Annotated in this window: 20 protein-coding genes and 1 pseudogene; 13 read left to right on the top strand and 8 right to left on the bottom strand. The window is 62.6% G+C overall.

The annotated features are described in order from the left end of the window. Window position 1 precedes the first annotated feature (1 nt). From QC180_RS25105 to QC180_RS25065, 9 genes and pseudogenes are all read left to right on the top strand, one after another. On the top strand, window positions 2-1,261 hold the full coding sequence (locus tag QC180_RS25105; protein ID WP_278265276.1) for an MFS transporter: 1,260 nt from the start codon (window positions 2-4) through the stop codon (window positions 1,259-1,261). A gap of 39 nt (window positions 1,262-1,300) precedes the next feature. After that, window positions 1,301-1,798 (top strand): cyclophilin-like fold protein, encoded by a 498-nt coding sequence (locus QC180_RS25100; RefSeq protein WP_278265275.1) that lies wholly within the window; start codon window positions 1,301-1,303, stop codon window positions 1,796-1,798. Between the two features lie 23 nt (window positions 1,799-1,821). Continuing rightward, a complete protein-coding gene (locus QC180_RS25095) occupies window positions 1,822-2,589 on the top strand; it encodes an SDR family oxidoreductase (RefSeq protein WP_278265274.1) in 768 nt (255 codons plus the stop codon). Between the two features lie 34 nt (window positions 2,590-2,623). Beyond that, window positions 2,624-3,650: pseudogene (locus QC180_RS25090) on the top strand (zinc-dependent alcohol dehydrogenase family protein). A gap of 190 nt (window positions 3,651-3,840) precedes the next feature. Further along, window positions 3,841-4,821 (top strand): alpha/beta hydrolase, encoded by a 981-nt coding sequence (locus QC180_RS25085; protein ID WP_278265273.1) that lies wholly within the window; start codon window positions 3,841-3,843, stop codon window positions 4,819-4,821. Window positions 4,822-4,847: 26 nt separating this feature from the next. Next, entirely contained in the window at window positions 4,848-5,315 is a 468-nt protein-coding gene (locus QC180_RS25080; protein ID WP_278265272.1) for an SDR family NAD(P)-dependent oxidoreductase, read from the top strand. A 167-nt stretch (window positions 5,316-5,482) separates the two neighbouring features. Further along, window positions 5,483-5,641 carry a DNA-binding protein gene (locus QC180_RS25075; protein WP_278265271.1) on the top strand — a complete coding sequence of 53 codons (159 nt, stop codon included), beginning with the start codon at window positions 5,483-5,485 and terminating at the stop codon, window positions 5,639-5,641. Further along, window positions 5,641-6,861: a tyrosine-type recombinase/integrase gene (locus QC180_RS25070; protein ID WP_278265270.1), complete on the top strand. Its 1,221-nt coding sequence runs from the start codon at window positions 5,641-5,643 to the stop codon at window positions 6,859-6,861. The genes QC180_RS25075 and QC180_RS25070 overlap by 1 nt, the downstream gene beginning before the upstream one ends. 41 nt (window positions 6,862-6,902) lie before the next feature. After that, window positions 6,903-7,328, top strand: coding sequence for a helix-turn-helix domain-containing protein (locus QC180_RS25065; protein WP_278265269.1), 426 nt, complete (start codon window positions 6,903-6,905; stop codon window positions 7,326-7,328). 835 nt (window positions 7,329-8,163) lie between these two features. Here QC180_RS25065 and QC180_RS25060 read toward each other — a convergent pair. Beyond that, the gene (locus QC180_RS25060; protein WP_278265268.1) at window positions 8,164-9,261 is read right to left on the bottom strand and encodes a DUF262 domain-containing protein; all 1,098 of its coding nucleotides are present in this window, start codon (window positions 9,259-9,261) and stop codon (window positions 8,164-8,166) included. A 356-nt stretch (window positions 9,262-9,617) separates the two neighbouring features. On the opposite strand from QC180_RS25060, the gene QC180_RS25055 reads away from it, so the two are divergent. Next, window positions 9,618-9,794: a hypothetical protein gene (locus tag QC180_RS25055; RefSeq protein WP_278265267.1), complete on the top strand. Its 177-nt coding sequence runs from the start codon at window positions 9,618-9,620 to the stop codon at window positions 9,792-9,794. 15 nt (window positions 9,795-9,809) lie between these two features. Continuing rightward, window positions 9,810-10,568, top strand: coding sequence for a trypsin-like peptidase domain-containing protein (locus tag QC180_RS25050; protein WP_347567353.1), 759 nt, complete (start codon window positions 9,810-9,812; stop codon window positions 10,566-10,568). A 44-nt stretch (window positions 10,569-10,612) separates the two neighbouring features. On the opposite strand, the gene QC180_RS25045 is transcribed toward QC180_RS25050, so the two are convergent. From QC180_RS25045 to QC180_RS25035, 3 genes are all read right to left on the bottom strand, one after another. After that, window positions 10,613-10,882: a hypothetical protein gene (locus tag QC180_RS25045; RefSeq protein ID WP_278265265.1), complete on the bottom strand. Its 270-nt coding sequence runs from the start codon at window positions 10,880-10,882 to the stop codon at window positions 10,613-10,615. Between the two features lie 423 nt (window positions 10,883-11,305). Continuing rightward, window positions 11,306-11,440: a hypothetical protein gene (locus QC180_RS25040; protein ID WP_278265264.1), complete on the bottom strand. Its 135-nt coding sequence runs from the start codon at window positions 11,438-11,440 to the stop codon at window positions 11,306-11,308. 376 nt (window positions 11,441-11,816) lie between these two features. Beyond that, window positions 11,817-12,095 carry a hypothetical protein gene (locus QC180_RS25035; RefSeq protein WP_278265263.1) on the bottom strand — a complete coding sequence of 93 codons (279 nt, stop codon included), beginning with the start codon at window positions 12,093-12,095 and terminating at the stop codon, window positions 11,817-11,819. 116 nt (window positions 12,096-12,211) lie between these two features. On the opposite strand from QC180_RS25035, the gene QC180_RS25030 reads away from it, so the two are divergent. Together QC180_RS25030 and QC180_RS25025 are read left to right on the top strand one after the other, a co-directional pair. Next, window positions 12,212-12,565, top strand: coding sequence for a helix-turn-helix domain-containing protein (locus tag QC180_RS25030; RefSeq protein ID WP_278265262.1), 354 nt, complete (start codon window positions 12,212-12,214; stop codon window positions 12,563-12,565). 6 nt (window positions 12,566-12,571) lie between these two features. After that, the gene (locus QC180_RS25025; protein ID WP_278265261.1) at window positions 12,572-13,129 is read left to right on the top strand and encodes an ImmA/IrrE family metallo-endopeptidase; all 558 of its coding nucleotides are present in this window, start codon (window positions 12,572-12,574) and stop codon (window positions 13,127-13,129) included. Window positions 13,130-13,296: 167 nt separating this feature from the next. Here the strand turns inward: QC180_RS25025 and QC180_RS25020 are convergent, their stop codons facing one another. The 4 genes from QC180_RS25020 to QC180_RS25005 form a co-directional block, all read right to left on the bottom strand. Further along, window positions 13,297-14,187, bottom strand: coding sequence for an IS3 family transposase (locus tag QC180_RS25020; RefSeq protein WP_278265260.1), 891 nt, complete (start codon window positions 14,185-14,187; stop codon window positions 13,297-13,299). Further along, on the bottom strand, window positions 14,184-14,513 hold the full coding sequence (locus QC180_RS25015; RefSeq protein ID WP_278265259.1) for a transposase: 330 nt from the start codon (window positions 14,511-14,513) through the stop codon (window positions 14,184-14,186). The genes QC180_RS25020 and QC180_RS25015 overlap by 4 nt, the downstream gene beginning before the upstream one ends. Window positions 14,514-14,577: 64 nt before the next feature. Next, window positions 14,578-15,189 (bottom strand): IS3 family transposase, encoded by a 612-nt coding sequence (locus QC180_RS25010; RefSeq protein ID WP_278265258.1) that lies wholly within the window; start codon window positions 15,187-15,189, stop codon window positions 14,578-14,580. Between the two features lie 2 nt (window positions 15,190-15,191). Then, the gene (locus tag QC180_RS25005) at window positions 15,192-15,497 is read right to left on the bottom strand and encodes a transposase (protein ID WP_278265257.1); all 306 of its coding nucleotides are present in this window, start codon (window positions 15,495-15,497) and stop codon (window positions 15,192-15,194) included. Window positions 15,498-16,511 lie beyond the last annotated feature (1,014 nt).

The raw sequence follows: 16,511 nt of genomic DNA, 5'->3' as shown, positions 1-16,511 counted from the left end.
GATGAACACGTCGCGCATCGACCTGGCCGCACCCGGATCACGGCTGCCGGTACTGGTGTATGTGCTGGCTGCCGGGATCTTCCTGATGGGCACGACCGAGTTCATGATCGCCGGGCTACTGCCCGACGTAGCCGCCGACCTCGGTGTGGACATCGCCCGCGCCGGACTGCTGGTGACCGCCTTCGCGGTCGGCATGATTCTCGGGCCGCCGGTGATGGCGCTGGCCACGTTGCGGCTGCCCGCGCGAGGCACCCTGGTCGGTGCGGTGGTGATCTTCGCTGCCGGGCATCTCGTGGCCGCGCTCAGTGATTCGTTCACCGTCATCACGGTCTCGCGGGTGATCACCGCCTTGGCGACCGGCACGTTCTGGGCGACCGGTGCGGTGGTCGCGGCGGCGGTCGCCGGACCGGGCTCGAGCGCTCGGGCTCTGGCCGTGATGTCGGGCGGGTTGAGCATGGCCGTGGTCGCCGGAGTGCCGCTGGGCACCTTCGCCGGACAGTTCACCGGCTGGCGTGGCCCGTTCTGGATCCTGGCCGCCCTCGCGGTGCCCGCTGTCGCCGCCGTGCTGCGGTGCACTCCGCGCTCGTTCGGCAACGACGAGAATCCAGTGTCGGTGCGCGCCGAGATCGCCACCGTGCGGCCGTGGCGGGTGTGGGCGGTGCTGGCTGCGATCACGCTGGCGCAGGCCGGGTTCCTGGGTGCCTACAGCTTCATCAGCCCGTTGCTGACCGACCTGGCCGGGATTTCCACCGCGGCGGTTCCGTTGGTGCTGGTCGGGTTCGGGCTCGGCCCGCTGGGCGGGACCGCGCTCGGCGGGCGTGTGGGTGACCGTTGGCCGCTGGGCACCATCACGGTCGCGATCACGATCACCTCGATCCTGCTGCTCGTGCTCGCCGCCACCGCCAGCCATTCCACGATCGTCGTCGCCGTTGTCGTCGTACTCGGTGCCTCCGGGCTGGGCGCGAACCCGGTCTTGATCGCGCAGACCATGCGTTTCGCCGGTGAGGGTTCGCGGCTGGCGTCCTCCCTGGCGACCGCGGCGTTCAACCTCGGCACCGCGGCCGGGTCCGCCCTGGCCGCGACCACGCTGTCCACCGCGCTCGGTCTCTCCGGCCCCGCCGTGCTGGGCGCCGCGCTCACCGTCACGGCCCTGATCCCGGTCGCGGTCCTCGCCAGCACCCGCGCCCGCCACCGCACGGGCGACGACACACCGACGCGACCCGGCCAGCAGCCCCAACGCGTCCTGACCGGGGTGAGCTGAGCCATGGCCAGCTCGACCAGTACCGACAGGAGACCTCACATGCGAGCACTCACCACCCTGATCGCGCTGACCACTCTCACCGCGGCCGCGACGGTCACGGCGTGCACCGCCACCCCACCAGCACCGGCGCCGCTCACCTCCACCGAAGAGCAGGCAACCGCGTCACCGGCACAGGAGGCCACCTTCATGCAGATCCAACTCACGCTCGGCACCGCCGAAGCCACCGCCCGCCTCTACGACAACGCCACCGCCCACGACTTCGCCACGCTCTTGCCGCTGACCCTCGATGTCCACGACCTCGGCGGCCGAGAGAAAGCAGGCACGCTGCCGCGCGAGCTCGCCGGAGGCCAGGGCCGATCCGGTTACCGGGCAGGACAGCTCGGCTACTGGGCTCCCAGCCACGACCTGGCCCTCTACTACCTCGAAGACGGCTTCCGCGTCCCCTCCCCCGGGATCGTGATGATCGGCGAAATCGAGTCCGGCCTCGACGCGATCACCACCGAGAACGCCAGCACCCTCATCATCACCGCCGCCTGACCACCCGCTATGAAAGGACCCCTGTGAATCCCACCTACGACTTCACCGGACAGGTCGCCTTCGTCACCGGCGCCGCCTCCGGCATGGGCCTGGCCACCGCCACCGCCTTCGCCCGCGCCGGAGCCGCAGTCACCCTGACCGACGTCGATGACGATGCCCTCGAAACCGCCGGGGCCGGGCTACGCGACGCAGGACACCAGGTCCTGACCGTGCGCTGCGACGTCGCCGACGAAGACCAAGTCGCGGCTGCCGTTGCCACGACCGTCACCGAGTTCGGGCGCTTGGACCTCGCCTACAACAATGCCGGTATCCAGTCGCCGACCGTGGACGCCGCCGACGAACCGGGCGAAGTGTTCGACCGGGTCACCGGCATCAATCTGCGCGGGGTGTGGGCATGCATGAAACACGAACTCGCCCAGATGCGCACCCAGGGCTCCGGCGCGATCGTCAACTGCTCGTCGCTCGGCGGACTGGTCGGGCTGCCCGGCCGCGCGGCCTACCACGGCGCCAAACACGGCGTCATCGGCCTGACCCGTTCGGCCGCACTGGAATACGCGCCACGCGGGATCCGGATCAACGCCATCTGCCCCGGCACCATCGAAACCCCGATGGTCACCAAGATGTTCGACTCCGGCGACCTCGATCCCGCCGAAGCCGCCGCCGACGAACCCATCGGCCGTTTGGGCACCGCCGAGGAAATGGCCGCCGCCGTGCTGTGGCTATGCAGCCCTGGCGCTTCCTACGTCATCGGCGTCGCCCTGCCCGTCGACGGCGGCTACACCGCCCGCTGACACCCCTCGAAACCCACCGAAAGGACACGATTCCATGCGTGGAGTAGTCATGTACGCCCCCGGCGACGTGCGCGTCGTCGACCGCGAGGACCCGAAGATCATCGAACCCACCGACGCGATCATCCGGCTCACCGCCACCTGTATCTGCGGCTCGGACCTGTGGCCCTACCGGGGCATCGAACCGGTCGACCACACCCTCATGGGCCACGAATACGTCGGCGTCGTCGAGGAAGTCGGCGGCGACGTACGTACCCTGAAGGTCGGCGACTTCGTCGTCGGCTCGTTCTGCATCTCCGACAACACCTGCGAGATCTGCCGCGCAGGATTCCAATCCCGCTGCGTACACGGCTCGTTCGTCGCCGGAGCCATCGGCACCCAATCCGAACTTGCCCGCATCCCCTATGCCGACGGCACCCTCGTCACCACCCCCCGCCATGCCGGAGTCCGACCTGATCCCGTCGCTGCTGGCGGCCTCCGACGTGCTCGGCACCGGCTGGTTCGCCGCCGACGCCGCAGCGGCCGGACCCGGCAAGACCATCGCCGTCGTCGGCGACGGCGCGGTCGGGCTCATGGGTGTGCTCGCGGCGAAACAACTCGGTGCCGAACGCATCATCGCCATGTCCCGCCACGCCGACCGTCAAACCCTCGCCCGGGAATTCGGAGCCACCGACAACGTCGAGACCCGCGGTGAGGAAGGCGTCGCCGCGATCAAGGACCTCACCGACGGGCTCGGCGCCCACGGCGTCATCGAGGCCGTCGGGACCCAGGAATCGATGATGCAGGCCATCAACTCCACCCGCCCCGGCGGCTATGTCGGCTACGTCGGCGTCGCTCACAACGGCGTCACCCTGCCCGCCGACCAGCTGCTCTTCGCCGAAGTCCATCTCCTCGGCGGTCCGGCACCGGTGCGCCGGTTCCTGCCCGAGCTCATCGACCGCATCTGGAACCGCGACATCGACCCCGGCAAGGTCTTCGACCTCACCCTGCCGCTGGACCAAGCCGCCGAAGGCTACCGGGCAATGGACGAACGCCGCGCCATCAAAACCCTGCTCACCCTCTGACCCGCACTCCCCCTCCCCGATCGATTCGCTCCAGGAGCACCACCATGACCACCACGGCACTGCCTCGACATCCCCACCGCTGGACCCGTCTCACCGGCACCGCGATCGCAACCCTGGCCCTGCTGGCGGCCTCGGCCTGCTCCGGCGCCGATACCACCACCTCGGCAGCGCCCCCGCTCCGATCGCGGGGTTGGCGCCCGGCGACCTGTCTCGCGGCGCGGACAACTTCTACACCAGCGACCAGATCACCGCCACGCCGGTCACCTTCAAGAACCAGTACCAGATGGAAGTCACCGGCACCCTGTTCGTCCCCAACAACCTCGCCCCCGGCACCCGCGCCGCCGCGATGGTCGTCGGGCATCCGATGGGCGCGGTCAAGGAACAATCCGCCAACCTCTACGCCACCAAGATGGCCGAACAAGGCTTCGTCACCCTCGCACTCGACACCGCCTTCTGGGGCGGCAGCGACGGCAACCCCCGCAACGCCGTAGCCCCCGACATCTACACCGAAACCTTCAACGCCGGAGTCGACTACCTGCGCACCCGCGACACCGTCGACCCCGAACGCGTCGGGGCCCTCGGCATCTGCGGCAGCGGCAGCTTCGTCATCTCCGCGGCCAAGATCGACCCGCGCATCAAAGCCGTCGCCACAGTCAGCATGTACGACATGGGCGCGGCCAACCGGAACGGGCTGGGGCACTCGGTCACCCCGGAGCAGCGGCAGCAGATCATCGCTCAGGCCGCCGCCCAGCGCGACGTCGAATTCCGTGGCGGGCCAGTCGAATACACCGGCGGCACCGTGCCCGAACTGACCGCCGACTCGACCCCCGTCGAACGCGAGTTCTACGACTTCTACCGCACCCAGCGCGGCGCGGTCACTCCTGAAGGCGCCACCGCTGACACCACCACCCACCCGACTTCGTCCAGCAACACCAAGTTCATGAACTTCTACCCGTTCAACGACATCGAGACCATCTCCCCACGCCCGATGCTGTTCGTCACCGGCGAGAACGCCCACTCCCGCGAGTTCAGCGAAGAGGCATACCGCCTCGCGGGCGACCGCAAGGAACTGGTCGTCGTCCCCGGCGCCGGACATGTCGACCTCTACGACCGCACCGAACTCATCCCCTTCGACAAGCTGACCACGTTCTTCCAGACCAACCTGCGCTGAGCCGCGCCGCCTCCGCAAGGACGACCATGACAACGATCGCGATCATCGGCGCGGGCCCCGGGCTCGGCCTGGCCACAGCCCGCCGCTGCGGGCGCGAAGGGTTCTCGGTCGCGCTGATCTCCCGCTCACAGGACAAACTCGACCGTCTCGTCAACGACCTGTGCAAACCAACACAGTCCCGCGAACGGACTGGCACGGTGTCGTCTCGAGGCCCCGAGAGCGACGTGCGGGCTAGGGCCCATCGAGCACTGAAGCCCCGCTGCATCGTGGTCGTGGTCGGCGGGGCCTCGGCCCAGCGAGCAGCGCTGGTTCATGTCACTCGAACTGCTTCGATCCATCGGTATCCCCGAGGGAGAGCAGCTCGACGCGGACTTCGTCCGACTGTTATGGTGCGCTCCGCAATTCCCCGAATTGGCAAATCAAGCGAGCTGTTGATCGAGGAGCCGACCGGATCCAAGTCTCGAAGTACTCGGACCTTATCTGGAATGCCGTAACAGACCTCCTCGGTGCACCTTGAAACGACTCCGGAACATCTGTCAACACCGGCACTGCTACCTCTCCGCCCCCTGCGCCGTCGCCCACGGCAGATTCCGGCACAAGAAGTCGACTACGTCCAGCAACTGCTGACGGGTAGCTCCCATCGCGGCTTCCACAGCGAGCGGTGCTCGAGGTCGACCCGTCCAGTCTGCGGCGCTGGCGCAGCGCCACGCCTCCACAGGGACCGCCGTTCTTCCACCTGGCTGGCCGCGTGACGCGCTATCTCGGTGCGGACATCATCGAGTACCTGCGTGCCAGTCGCGTCGATCCTCGGGCGGCGTGATGGCAACCGAACCCATTCACACCATCCCGCTCGGTGTCGAGATCCGAGCCGACATCGAAGAGCGCGGGAAGACCAGCCGCTTTCGAGCGCGCGTGCGCTGGACAGACCCCGCGACGAAAGAACGCCGGTCGAAGTCCGAGTCGTTCGCTACCCGCGATGAGGCCGAGAGCTGGATTGAACAGATCATGAAAGCCGCGGCGCGTGGCGTCGATCCCAAGACCGCGACGGCAACCCTCAAGGATTTCGGCGACACCCATTGGAAGGCCGCCATGCGCGGCGTCGAACTGAAAACCGTCGGTGACGCCTACAAACCGGCGTGGAACCGGCGCGTGGTGCCTTCACTCGGCCACCTTCCGGTCACGATGGTGACCGCCGGTATGGCCGATCGTGCGGTGACGAACTGGATCGCCAAGGGTGTCAGCCGGTCGGCTGTCAAGAACAGCCTTGCCGTACTCGCGCGGGTACTCGATCAGGCAGTGCGTGACGAAGTGATCGAGCGGAACCGTGTCGAAATCTCCGGCTGGCAATCCCAATACGAGCGGATCGAGGACGAGCTGGACGACCCCCGATCGCTCGCCCTACCGGACTGGGCGGCGCTGACGCAACTGTCGGCCGCGCTCGTGGCTGCCTCGTCTGACCAGTTCCAGGGCTGGGGCGACGTGGTGACCTTCGCGGCCTGCACCGCCTCCCGCATCGGCGAAGTGTCCGGCGTCCGCGTCAAGGACATCGACACCGAGCAATGGATCTGGAACCTGCGGCGCCAGACCTCACCAGGACCGGGCGGAATGCTCGACAAGGGCACGAAAGGCAAGCGCGCACGCCGTGTTCCGATCATCGAGGAGATTCGGCCGATGCTGCTCGATCGGATTCAGGCGCGCAAAGACAAGCCGGAGGCTCGTCTGTTTGTCGGGCCGCGCGGCGGCAAGATCCAAACCGGCGTACTTCGCAAAGCAACGCACTGGGATTCCGTCGTTGCCGCACTCGGCTACGAGCACCTGCGGCGGCACGACCTCCGGCACACCGGACTCACCTGGTTCGCCGACGCAGGGGTGCCGATCCATCGGCTACAGCAGATCGCCGGGCACACGGACCCTCGGATAACGCAGCGGTATCTGCATCCGGACATCGTGGCGTTGCAGGCCGACGGCGACATGCTCTCCGCGCACCTGAGAGCGCCGAAACGGTCCCAAATTGGTCCCAAGCTCCGATTGGTCCAGTGACAGCAAAATCCCCTCCGACGCAGGTCGGAGGGGATTCTTGCATGGTCGGGGTTACCGGACGTTACCTGAAACAGCGCGAACCGGATTGGCTGAAGACGGTCATCGCCAAGGTGGATGCTGCAACGACTCGCCAGATCGGGAAAGCGGATACCAACGCGGTACAGCCAAGGCAGCTGGATCGGCGGCTGTCCACCGAGACCGTCGCTGAGTTGGTACGCGCCTATCGCAGCGGCACCTCGACCGGCAAGCTGTGCGAGATCCACCAACTGTCCAAGGGCGGACTGCTGAAGATCCTGTCCGAGCACGGGGTTGAGATGCGGTACCAGCCGATGACGAATGAGGAGATCGACTGGGCAGTACGGCTTTACGGGGAGGGGCAGTCAATGAACGCGATTGCACGGCAGATTGGTAAGGCTAAGGGGAGCGTGTGGAAGGCAGTGCGAGAACGAGGAGTCGAGAGGCGATAGCTCATCAACAAGCTCCAAACGTTACTAATACACCCGTCTCCACCCTGTTTTTGTCCTTGCACCACTCTTCTTGCACTTACTGCAGTCTCCCAGCCTTCCGATCTTAGTACGTAGATTCTTCGTTCCAGCGCAATTTATGCACTGATAACAGCCCTTCGTAACCTCGTCGTTTTTGTTATACGCCGCTTCCGGCGAAAGAACACGCTTTGCTGCACCAATGTTAGGCCGAGTTAGAGCTGACGCGATTATCAAGATGGATGAACAGTATCGACGAAAATGCGTGTCACCTTGAACGGTGTACTGAAGATATCCAGCTGGATTGCGCCGGCGAGCCCGCATTGGACTTGTTAGGTTTTCGATCTTCTTGAGAGAAGGAGCGCTTTGATGGGCAACCGCATTCCGAACCAATGTGAGTTCTTCCAAGAAGCTCTTCTCGTCAGCATGCCTACGTAAGCGAGAAAACGGAGCCCCATCGGAAAAGGTTCTCTTCGATATCCTCTCCACCTCTCCGTATGGCATCCATGTGACGTAATTAAGATTGCCGAATAGCAGATTGCTGGCCTGCTCTCGACTTGAGAAAGTCAGTTCTGGCGCACAGTCGTCGAGGCCGCTTTTGCCTGTGATGCATGAGTAGAAAAGATCTTCGAGAAAGAGTTCAAATCTGATATGCAACGAGAGTAGACCTGACGTATACAGCGCATCCGAGCTTAGTTGTGAGAGATTGCCTTTTCGACGCTGCTCGGTCGCTTGGACTGCTAAATTATCGAGTTGCTTTACTTGTCGAGAAAATCTAGTAAAGAGCGTCTCGGCGCTGGGCTCCTCCATGAAGCACTCCTCACATCTGCAGCAGGAACTGCACCCGCGCCAGCCTGCTCGCGGTGTCCGAGGATGCTCCGCGCAGAGCTTTCGCTAATTGCTCTGGCAGATCGCCTTCGATTAGCCTATCCAGTAACCGATGCGATTTCTGAACGAGAGCCGAGAAAGGCATTGTCAGGTCGAGAATTTCGGCAGTTGCTTTAGTTGGGGAGAGTATTGTATTCCGCGCATAAGAAAGATCGCACGCCGCAAACAAGGCATATATCCATGACTGTGTTTGCAGTCTTTTCAGATATGGATTTGTGGCCATACTTCTATAGATCTCGTCCACTTGATCTAGCCCTCTGGATACTCGTTCGACAGTTTCCGAAGCGAAGGGGAATTCATCGTCGTACCTTTTGTAGAGGGCATCAATCGAGGATCTATTTTTTGATTGTATGCCAGTCAATGTCAGAAGCATAAGCTCGCTAGTCAGCTCGACGTCTCGCATTTGAGCCAGGCTTCGCGGAGTGAAGATCCCCCATTCTTGCCATCTATCGAGCTGGTCATAGGACAGCCTATAGGCTAAAGTCTTGAGCTCGCCGTGGTATTCGGCATTTCTAAGTTCTTGATCATTTAATCTTTCGCCGGTACTGTTGAGTCGCGCGAACAGCTGGAGCAAATGCCTATCGGAAAGAGTCGCTGGCAGAACATGCACCGATAGTTCTGTATCGGCAATCGTCTGCTGTACATGATCGGGCAACTCTCGAAATGACATGCCAGCGAAATTCTTGTTATGCGAGGGCAGTATAGAGAAGCTGTCCCTTTCGGTCTTATCTTCCAAGACATCTGGTGAAATATAGGCTAGGATTGTTCTCAGTCGTTGCTGCCCGTCAACAACTTGACGAACGTTTTTGATCGCTTTTCGATCATGTTTATTCTGTAGATAAATAACGGGTACTGGATATCCGCGTATAAGCGTATCAATTAGGTAGCTCTTAGCTTTAGGTGTCCATACATCCCCCCTTTGAAAGTATGGACGAAGGTTCAGTACGCCCTGCCGCTTCCATTCCAAGAAATCCGTTACCGTATATACGGTTTTCGTAACAGATATCGGGGCATCCTCTGGCGTATCCACAGGTCGAGTGTAGTACCCGGCCGTCGATGCGTCTTTGCAACTCGCCGGTAACACATGCACACGACGAGGCGGAAGGACCTGCACCCAGGACCGATCGCATGCTCGGCGCGTAGTCGTGGGCATCTCAGGTGGTCAAGCGTTTCAGATAACGTCCGCTATCCCGTGTTCCAGTCGGGGTTACCGGACGCTACCTGAACAGTGGGAACCGGACCGTCTGAAAGATGGTCATAGCCAAGATCGACGTGGCGTCGGCGGTCTTCGTCGGCAGATAGCAGCGCGGTGCAACCGCGACGGTTGGATCGGAGGCCACCGCCTGACGTCACCGTAGAAATGATCGAGGGGTATCAGGAAGCGCGTTGACAACCCTGCTGTGCGAGCGGTACGGGCTGTCCAGGGGTGGTTTGCTCAAGATCCTTCAGGAACACGGCGTGCAGATGCGGAACCAGCCGATGACCGAAGCTGAGATCGAGTGGGCTGTCAGGCTTTACAGTGAAGGGCAGTCGCTGAACGCCGTTGCCCGTTCGGTCGGGTAAGGCCAAGGGCAGCGGGTGGAAGGCATTGCAGCAGCGCGGGGTCCGGATGCGTCCCTCGACCATGGATCAAAGGAGACGACAATCCAAGCTGACCAGCCGATTCGGAATTACGTCCTTCCTCTAATAGAAGCGAGCGTAACCGACAATGTCTACCGCTTTGAGCAATTTCGAGGAACATGCTTCTTGGTTGGATCGGGCGGTTTTGCTCTAACGAATGTGCACACACTAGGCCCTCAAGACGGCAACGTTCTCTGTGTTATGACGATCGGCAGCGATGGAGGCTGGTCTGCCCATGACGTTGCTCAGAACGAAACACACCCCTCAGAGGATGTTGCATTGCTCAACATCCCGGCGCTCCCGCATCTATCCTTCTTGCGACCATCACCGAAACCTCAACACTCGTCGTTTGAATACATGCAGTGGGCGTATCCCGACGACGTTGTGCAAGAGCTAGAAGAACACGGGCAAATCGTCAATCGTCCAGATTTATTCTACTTGCAAGGGTACATCCGGCGGCGGCTGTCGGATGTACCGCTGCTCGGAATCAAGGGAAGGTACTTCTATGAACTAAACGAACCGGGCGCGATTGGGTGTTCGGGAAGTCCAATTATCGCAAGACGGGGCGGCGCTACCTGGGAAGTTGTCGGAATTTTCGTAGGCGAACGCCGCAGCAAAACCATGAGTGGATACACAGCCGTGGGGTATGCCGTTCGGATGGACGCACTCACCGACTGGATTCCGAGCATCGCAGGCAAGACTATCTTTGAGTTATGACAGCGAAATTATCTGACGAGCGCCGGTACACCAGCCGGCTCAGCTTAGAGATAGATCTTTTTGAGGTCGTCCCAGTTCCTCGGATGGTCGCTCAGGGCAGCTAGATACGACGCAACGAAATCGAACGAGTATCCCGCGCCGGTCAGCGTCTTGATCGGCGGCGTATAGAGAGTCTTGAAGTACAATTCCTTGCTCCGGGCGTAACCGTTGTAGCCCGCAGCATGCAGGTCTTCAAGAGCCGCACGAATCTGCGGGGCACTGCGGGCGTTGGTTCGCCGGTGGCGAGGTTCAGAGCACCCGTCGCCGCCGCCCATCCGGCAACTTCCCCTGGAGCGTGCTCGACAACGCCAAGCATCTGACCGTCAGCCAGGTGAACAGCTACAGAGAGGAGCCCAGGGGTAGGAATCAGTGCGAGCACTGGTCCACCCGGCGTGGCCGAGGTTCCCTTTAGACTACCGACATTGCCGTTTGAAATATACTGAGCCAGGATCGGATCAGGGTGCGCCACGTCCGCCTTCTGCGGTGTGAGAAGCGCGCGGCGCTGGTAGTTATCGCCGTTTCGGCGGAACCACGCGACCACCTTCCCAACCGCACGATCAAGGCCCTCGGATCGTGAAATCCAAGCATTTGCTGTTGGTGCCATGTCATCTCCGATCATTCGATTCATCAGACAGAGAGTCGTTCGGTGAGTCAGCCGCGCAGAAAGGGGTCGGACTTGATGTCCGACCCCGCCGCTCCTACTTCTTTTTACTTGGCGTCTGCGCCAACGCCGAAGCAGCAGCCGTCTTCGACGCCTTGCCTGTACGGCCATCCTTGAGTACCTTCGACGCTGCTTTCGCAGCTTTCGGACTCGTAACCTTGCCCTTTGCCATTTCCACCTCCTTCTCGCATCCGACGCACCATGAGGTCTTTTCGTGCTACTCAGTCAGGAAATGCTGGTTCGTCGCCCCACAGCCCAGAACCACCGATATCGGGTGCACCGCATCCCGCGCGCGAAGCGGAAGCCGAAGGACTGCCGGTGACAGCGCTGTCGCTACCCCGAAAGACAACGCGGTCACCAACAATCGTTCCGGCGTAGCGTCCACGCGGATCGAAGACCTTGCCGCGGTCAATCCGACCGACGTACTTGCCTGACCGCGAGTAAATCTTGAGGCAGTCAACCTGGAGTGGGCGGCCGTTGCGAGTGTGGAGCCTGTTGGTGCTGATGATTCGCCCTTTCGTTTGGAACAGTCCACTTGACCGGCATTGTCAGCCGTCCATGTGCTTCTGTAACCAGGCGTTACCCTTGTCTGACATTCCGAACGTTGCCCACATGTCGCCGGTCACGTTGACGACCAGTACCTCGTCGTTCGCATCGACGCGTGCCTTCACCGCGTTGCGCATCTCCACCGCAGTTAAGGGCGTTTTCACCAGCCAGGTCGAGTCCAACTGGTGCCACCAGGTGCCCTGGGACTTCAGGTACTCGATCAGCTCTTCGTACTTCTGGCCTGGTCGATTCAGGTCGTAGCCGATCATCAAGACGTTCACGACGCTCCTCGATGCCAGTTCGATTGCACCTCTGCAACCGAACGTCTACAGTCAAACTGGACGATAGCAGGCCGGTTGCAGAAGTGCAACCAGACGTCACATGTCGAAAGGAAATCATGTCTGATCGCGGATCATTCGACGCAGGGGCGTTCTATGCAGCACTCAATGCCGAGCGGGATGCCCGAAACCTCATGTGGAAGGACGTCGCCCAGCGGGCGAAGGTCAGCCAGTCCACCTTGACCCGTCTCGCTCAGGGCAAACGGCCGGATGTTGACAGCCTTGCCGCGCTGGTCGACTGGGCCGGGCTGAGTGCCGATGACTTCGTCGTGCGAGTCCACAGCAAGCCGGATCACGCCGAGCCGCTAGCCATGTTCTCAACATATTTACGCGCCGACAGAAGTCTCAGACCGGAGGTCGCCGAGGCCCTGGAGCAAGTGGTGCGGGCAACATACAAGGTTCTGGAGGGATAAAGCGCGATGGGGTACTACAGGGGCTTCAAGGCTGAGGCAGAGCGGCTCGCGGTCGAAACCCGCAAAGAACTTGGACTGACCGAGTATCAGCGGCTCGACCCCCGTCGACTCGCAGATCATTTGGATATCCCTGTCTTCACGCTCAGCGACCTTGAGGCGCGCGAACCAAGCATCGGCGACGCCATCCGCGTGCTGCACGGCGAGGATGCATCGAGCTTCTCCGGGCTGACGCTCTTCAGCGGAACCCGGCGGGTGATCGTCCACAACGAGGCTCACACCCCAGGACGGCAGTCGAGCGATATCGCTCACGAACTGAGCCATGGACTTCGCCTGCATCCTCCTGCCCCAATTCACGACGGCCGCGGATGCCGGACATGGAACGCCGATCACGAGGATGAAGCCAACTTCTTAGCCGGGGCCCTGCTTATACCCGCCAAAGCTGCGTGGGCGCTGGTTAAGCGGCGCAAAAGCCTGGACGAGGCGGCGTGGGAGTTCGGGTGCAGTGTGGAGATGGTGCGGTGGCGAATCAACATCACCGGAGCAGGCCGTCAGATGGCGGGCTGACTTGACGTCTGGCGATATCGATACATACCCAACCGGTAAGCGGGATGTTGCTCCTGGCCCTACGTGATCTCGCAGGTGAGCTGCGCTATCAGCTCGTCCAGGATATGGAGGCTAATCATCCGCGTCGACTGAGATGGGCTGGGGTTCCCCTGCAAAAGTGGACGGGGTTAGCTTGCTTGCGCGGCCGTCTTGAGGGACAACTCATAATCGATGGGTGAACGCATCCCGATCGATGAGTGACGCCGCCGATGATTGTAGAACCGCATCCAATTGTCAACCGCGGCAACCAGTTCGACCTTCGTAGCGAAGCTGTGCCGGTAATAGTATTCGTGTTTGAAGGTCGACCACAGCGATTCCGCGCCGGCGTTGTCCCAGCAGATCCCGGTCGCGCCCATCGACCGCAGCAGCCCGTGCCCGGCGCAGGCCGCAGCGGTGGCCAACGCGGTGTACTGGGTTCCTCGGTCGGACTGCAAGATCACACCCCGAACCCGACCACCACGCACGAAGACCGCGTCATCGACCGCGCCGATGACCAGTTCGGAACGCATGTGATCAGCGACGCGCCATCCCAACACTCGCCGGGAATGTTCATCGCGGATCGCGCAGAGGAACATGTCACCCTCACCGCAGGTCAGGTAGGTGATATCCGAGGACCAGACCAAGTCCGGTCGGCCGCGATCGAAGCGACGCCCGACCAGATCAGGCGGGAACGCCGCGGCCGGATCGACGACCGTGGTGGTCTTGAACGTGCGTGGACTGATCCCCTCGATCCCGAGGTCGACCATGATCGCGGCAACGGTGTTGGCCGAGACGGCTTCACCTTCGTGCCGCAGATCCGCGGTGATCCGCGGCGACCCGTAGGTGCCCTTCGATGCGCGATGGTGGGCGAGGATCTTCACCTCCAGGTCGCGACGGCGCTGGACCCGCGGCGTGGCCTGCGGTGCTGCGCGGACCTGCAGGTGTCGGTAGTAGCCCGAGGTCGACACGCCGAGTAGCTTCGCCATCCTGGTCGCGTCGTGGTCGGCGCGCTCTGAGGCCATGAGCTCGAACCTGCTCACTTTGGATGCTTTGCCGCAAAGTACGCCGACGCTTTTTCCAGGAACGCGATGTCCTTGGCCCGCTCGGCGACCTTGGCCCGCAACCGCACCAACTCGGCCTTCTCGTCAGAGGAAAGCTCCTGCCCAACAACACTATTCGGGCCATGTGCTGCGTCCTGACCCGCTGCGCTCATGCGGCGGCGTTCTTCACGCACCCATTTGTGGAGCAGGTTCTCGTGGACATCGAGTTCGCGGGCGATGTCGCGGACCGGCCGCCCGGAGTCGATGACTCGGTGCGCGGCTTCGACCCGGTACTCGGGTGAATACGATCGACGCGGACGAGGCATGATGAACATCCTTTCAGGGACCGATGGTCCCGCTATCTCGGATGTCCACTACTTCAGGGGAACCTCAGATCGCCGTGTAGGTCGACCCGCGATCGCAATGATGAACCAGCTGCCCGTCCCGGACATCGCGGGTCCAGACCGCGTACTCGAGAGCACCGAGGACCAGTTCGGTGTCGCACCGGTCCGAACACTTCCAGCCCACGATCCGGTTCGAGAACGCGTCGCGGACCGCGGCCAACCAGAACACGCCCTCACCACAGACGATGCGGGTGGCATCGGCAACCCACAATCGGTCCGGCTCACCGGCGGTGAAGTCGCGGTTGACCAGGTCCGGGGCGGGAGTGGCACGCCGATCCTGCCGGGTCGAGCCCAGCCGCCATTTCTTGCGCAGGAACGCGCCCTGCAAACCGGCGCCCCGCATCAGGCGCTCGACTCGTTTGCGGCCGACCGAGATCCCCCGCCGGCGCAGCATCGCATGGATCCGCGGTGACCCGTAGGTTCCGCCCGAGCTGGTATGGATGTCGACGATCTCGGCCAGCAACTCCTGGTCGGCCAGCCGCCGTTGCGACGGCTCCCGCGCCTGCCGCAACCAGCCGTAATAGGTCGAGGACGCGATGCCCAGAACCCGTAGTACGAGCTCGACCGGGTGCTGCGGATGCTCGCTGACGAACGCCACGATCACCGCCGGGTCTGGCCGAGCTCCGAGGCGAAATACGCACTCGCATCACGCAATACGGCGTTCACTCGCTCCAGTTCCGCGACCCGCTTCTTCAGGGCCCGGTTCTCGGCCAGCATGTCGGTCGTCGGCTTGGCGTCTCGTTCGCCGGCATCGGTCTCGGCCTGGCGGATCCACAGCCGCAGCGCCTCGTGATGCACTCCTAGCTGGGTGGCCAGCTTCCGGATCGTCGGCTTCGGGTCCGACTCCCGATACAGCCGCACGGCCCGCGCCTTCAACTCGTCCGGGTACTTCTTCGGTGCTGCCACGAATGACTCCTTCCGGTCCTATCGGACCACAGTCGGAGCCCTCCGAGGAAGCGGGGGAACCTCAGATGCGGGACTGAATCGGGTCACGCATTCAGCCACATTTGGGGAAGCTTCACAGTGCCGCCGGGCGATCGTTTGTCGATCTGCCGTACATCCGAATATCGAGGGGCACGGATCTCAATGGCGAATCGCGCAGCTTTCAGGTTTCCTGGAAGCGGAAGAGTCTTTGCTAAGGGCAGATACAAGGTGCCCGATGCAAATTCCAAACACCGCCGCGCACAGTACGCACACGGAACCGCCTTCGGCGCTGCGCATGGCTTGCCGATCTCGAACGCCCGCCCTACGGCAAATTAGCGGCCCAGACATCACTCAACGCTTGGTGACGGTCGCCTCGACCGGACCCAGCGAAATCACGTAAACGCCGAAGGTAGGCACCCCGTCGGGGTGCCTACCTTCGCTGGGTTGCTCCGGTTTGCCGATCGAGACATATCACGTCGGAGCCATTCGGGTGGTCGGCCATGTCCGCTGACCCCTCACGCCCACCGCGGCCACCACTTCGCCGCTGGGTCAGCACCAAAGTTGCTGCGGCCCACATCAACCTCCACGCACAAGTACTGCGTCGCTGGGCCCGCGATCCCCACATGCCCCACTGGCGGCCGAGGCCGATACGAATCGGAAAGGAATACCGTTGGGACATCTACGCAATCGACGCAGCGATGAAGCCTGCGGACGACGAACCACCATCGGCCGACCGCGATGAGACGCGGTAGACCACCACGCCAGCTCGGCATACTCGGCAAACCAGTGCTGACCCAACTGGCCCCGGGCCGCTGGCGGGCACGCGCGCTGGTCCGATTACAGCGCCTTGGTCACGGCGGGCCAATCCACACAATGCCGTGCATCGCTCGTCGGCATCGCCAGTCACGAGGATCGCGTGCGCCGACACCGCAGCCAGGGAAGTGCTCAGCCGCTCGGAGAGCTGGCAACAAGGACCGAGATATTGCCCTCGCGGCT

It is taken from the genome of Nocardia anocheti, assembly GCF_029675105.1.
GTDB lineage: Bacteria > Actinomycetota > Actinomycetes > Mycobacteriales > Mycobacteriaceae > Nocardia.
The sequence above is the reverse complement of the archived record's forward strand: the minus strand, read 5'-3'. Positions and strand labels throughout refer to the sequence as shown.

Excerpts from the sequence above, each read along its gene's own strand:
- QC180_RS25025 (WP_278265261.1), top strand. The coding sequence starts at position 12,572 with ATGGGGTACTACAGGGGCTTCAAGGCTGAGGCAGAGCGGCTCGCGGTC.
- QC180_RS25040 (WP_278265264.1), bottom strand. The coding sequence starts at position 11,440 with ATGGCAAAGGGCAAGGTTACGAGTCCGAAAGCTGCGAAAGCAGCGTCG.
- QC180_RS25080 (WP_278265272.1), top strand. The coding sequence starts at position 4,848 with ATGACAACGATCGCGATCATCGGCGCGGGCCCCGGGCTCGGCCTGGCC.
- QC180_RS25030 (WP_278265262.1), top strand. The coding sequence starts at position 12,212 with ATGTCTGATCGCGGATCATTCGACGCAGGGGCGTTCTATGCAGCACTC.
- QC180_RS25100 (WP_278265275.1), top strand. The coding sequence starts at position 1,301 with ATGCGAGCACTCACCACCCTGATCGCGCTGACCACTCTCACCGCGGCC.
- QC180_RS25045 (WP_278265265.1), bottom strand. The coding sequence starts at position 10,882 with ATGGGCGGCGGCGACGGGTGCTCTGAACCTCGCCACCGGCGAACCAAC.
- QC180_RS25065 (WP_278265269.1), top strand. The coding sequence starts at position 6,903 with ATGGTCGGGGTTACCGGACGTTACCTGAAACAGCGCGAACCGGATTGG.
- QC180_RS25105 (WP_278265276.1), top strand. The coding sequence starts at position 2 with ATGAACACGTCGCGCATCGACCTGGCCGCACCCGGATCACGGCTGCCG.
- QC180_RS25015 (WP_278265259.1), bottom strand. The coding sequence starts at position 14,513 with ATGCCTCGTCCGCGTCGATCGTATTCACCCGAGTACCGGGTCGAAGCC.
- QC180_RS25070 (WP_278265270.1), top strand. The coding sequence starts at position 5,641 with ATGGCAACCGAACCCATTCACACCATCCCGCTCGGTGTCGAGATCCGA.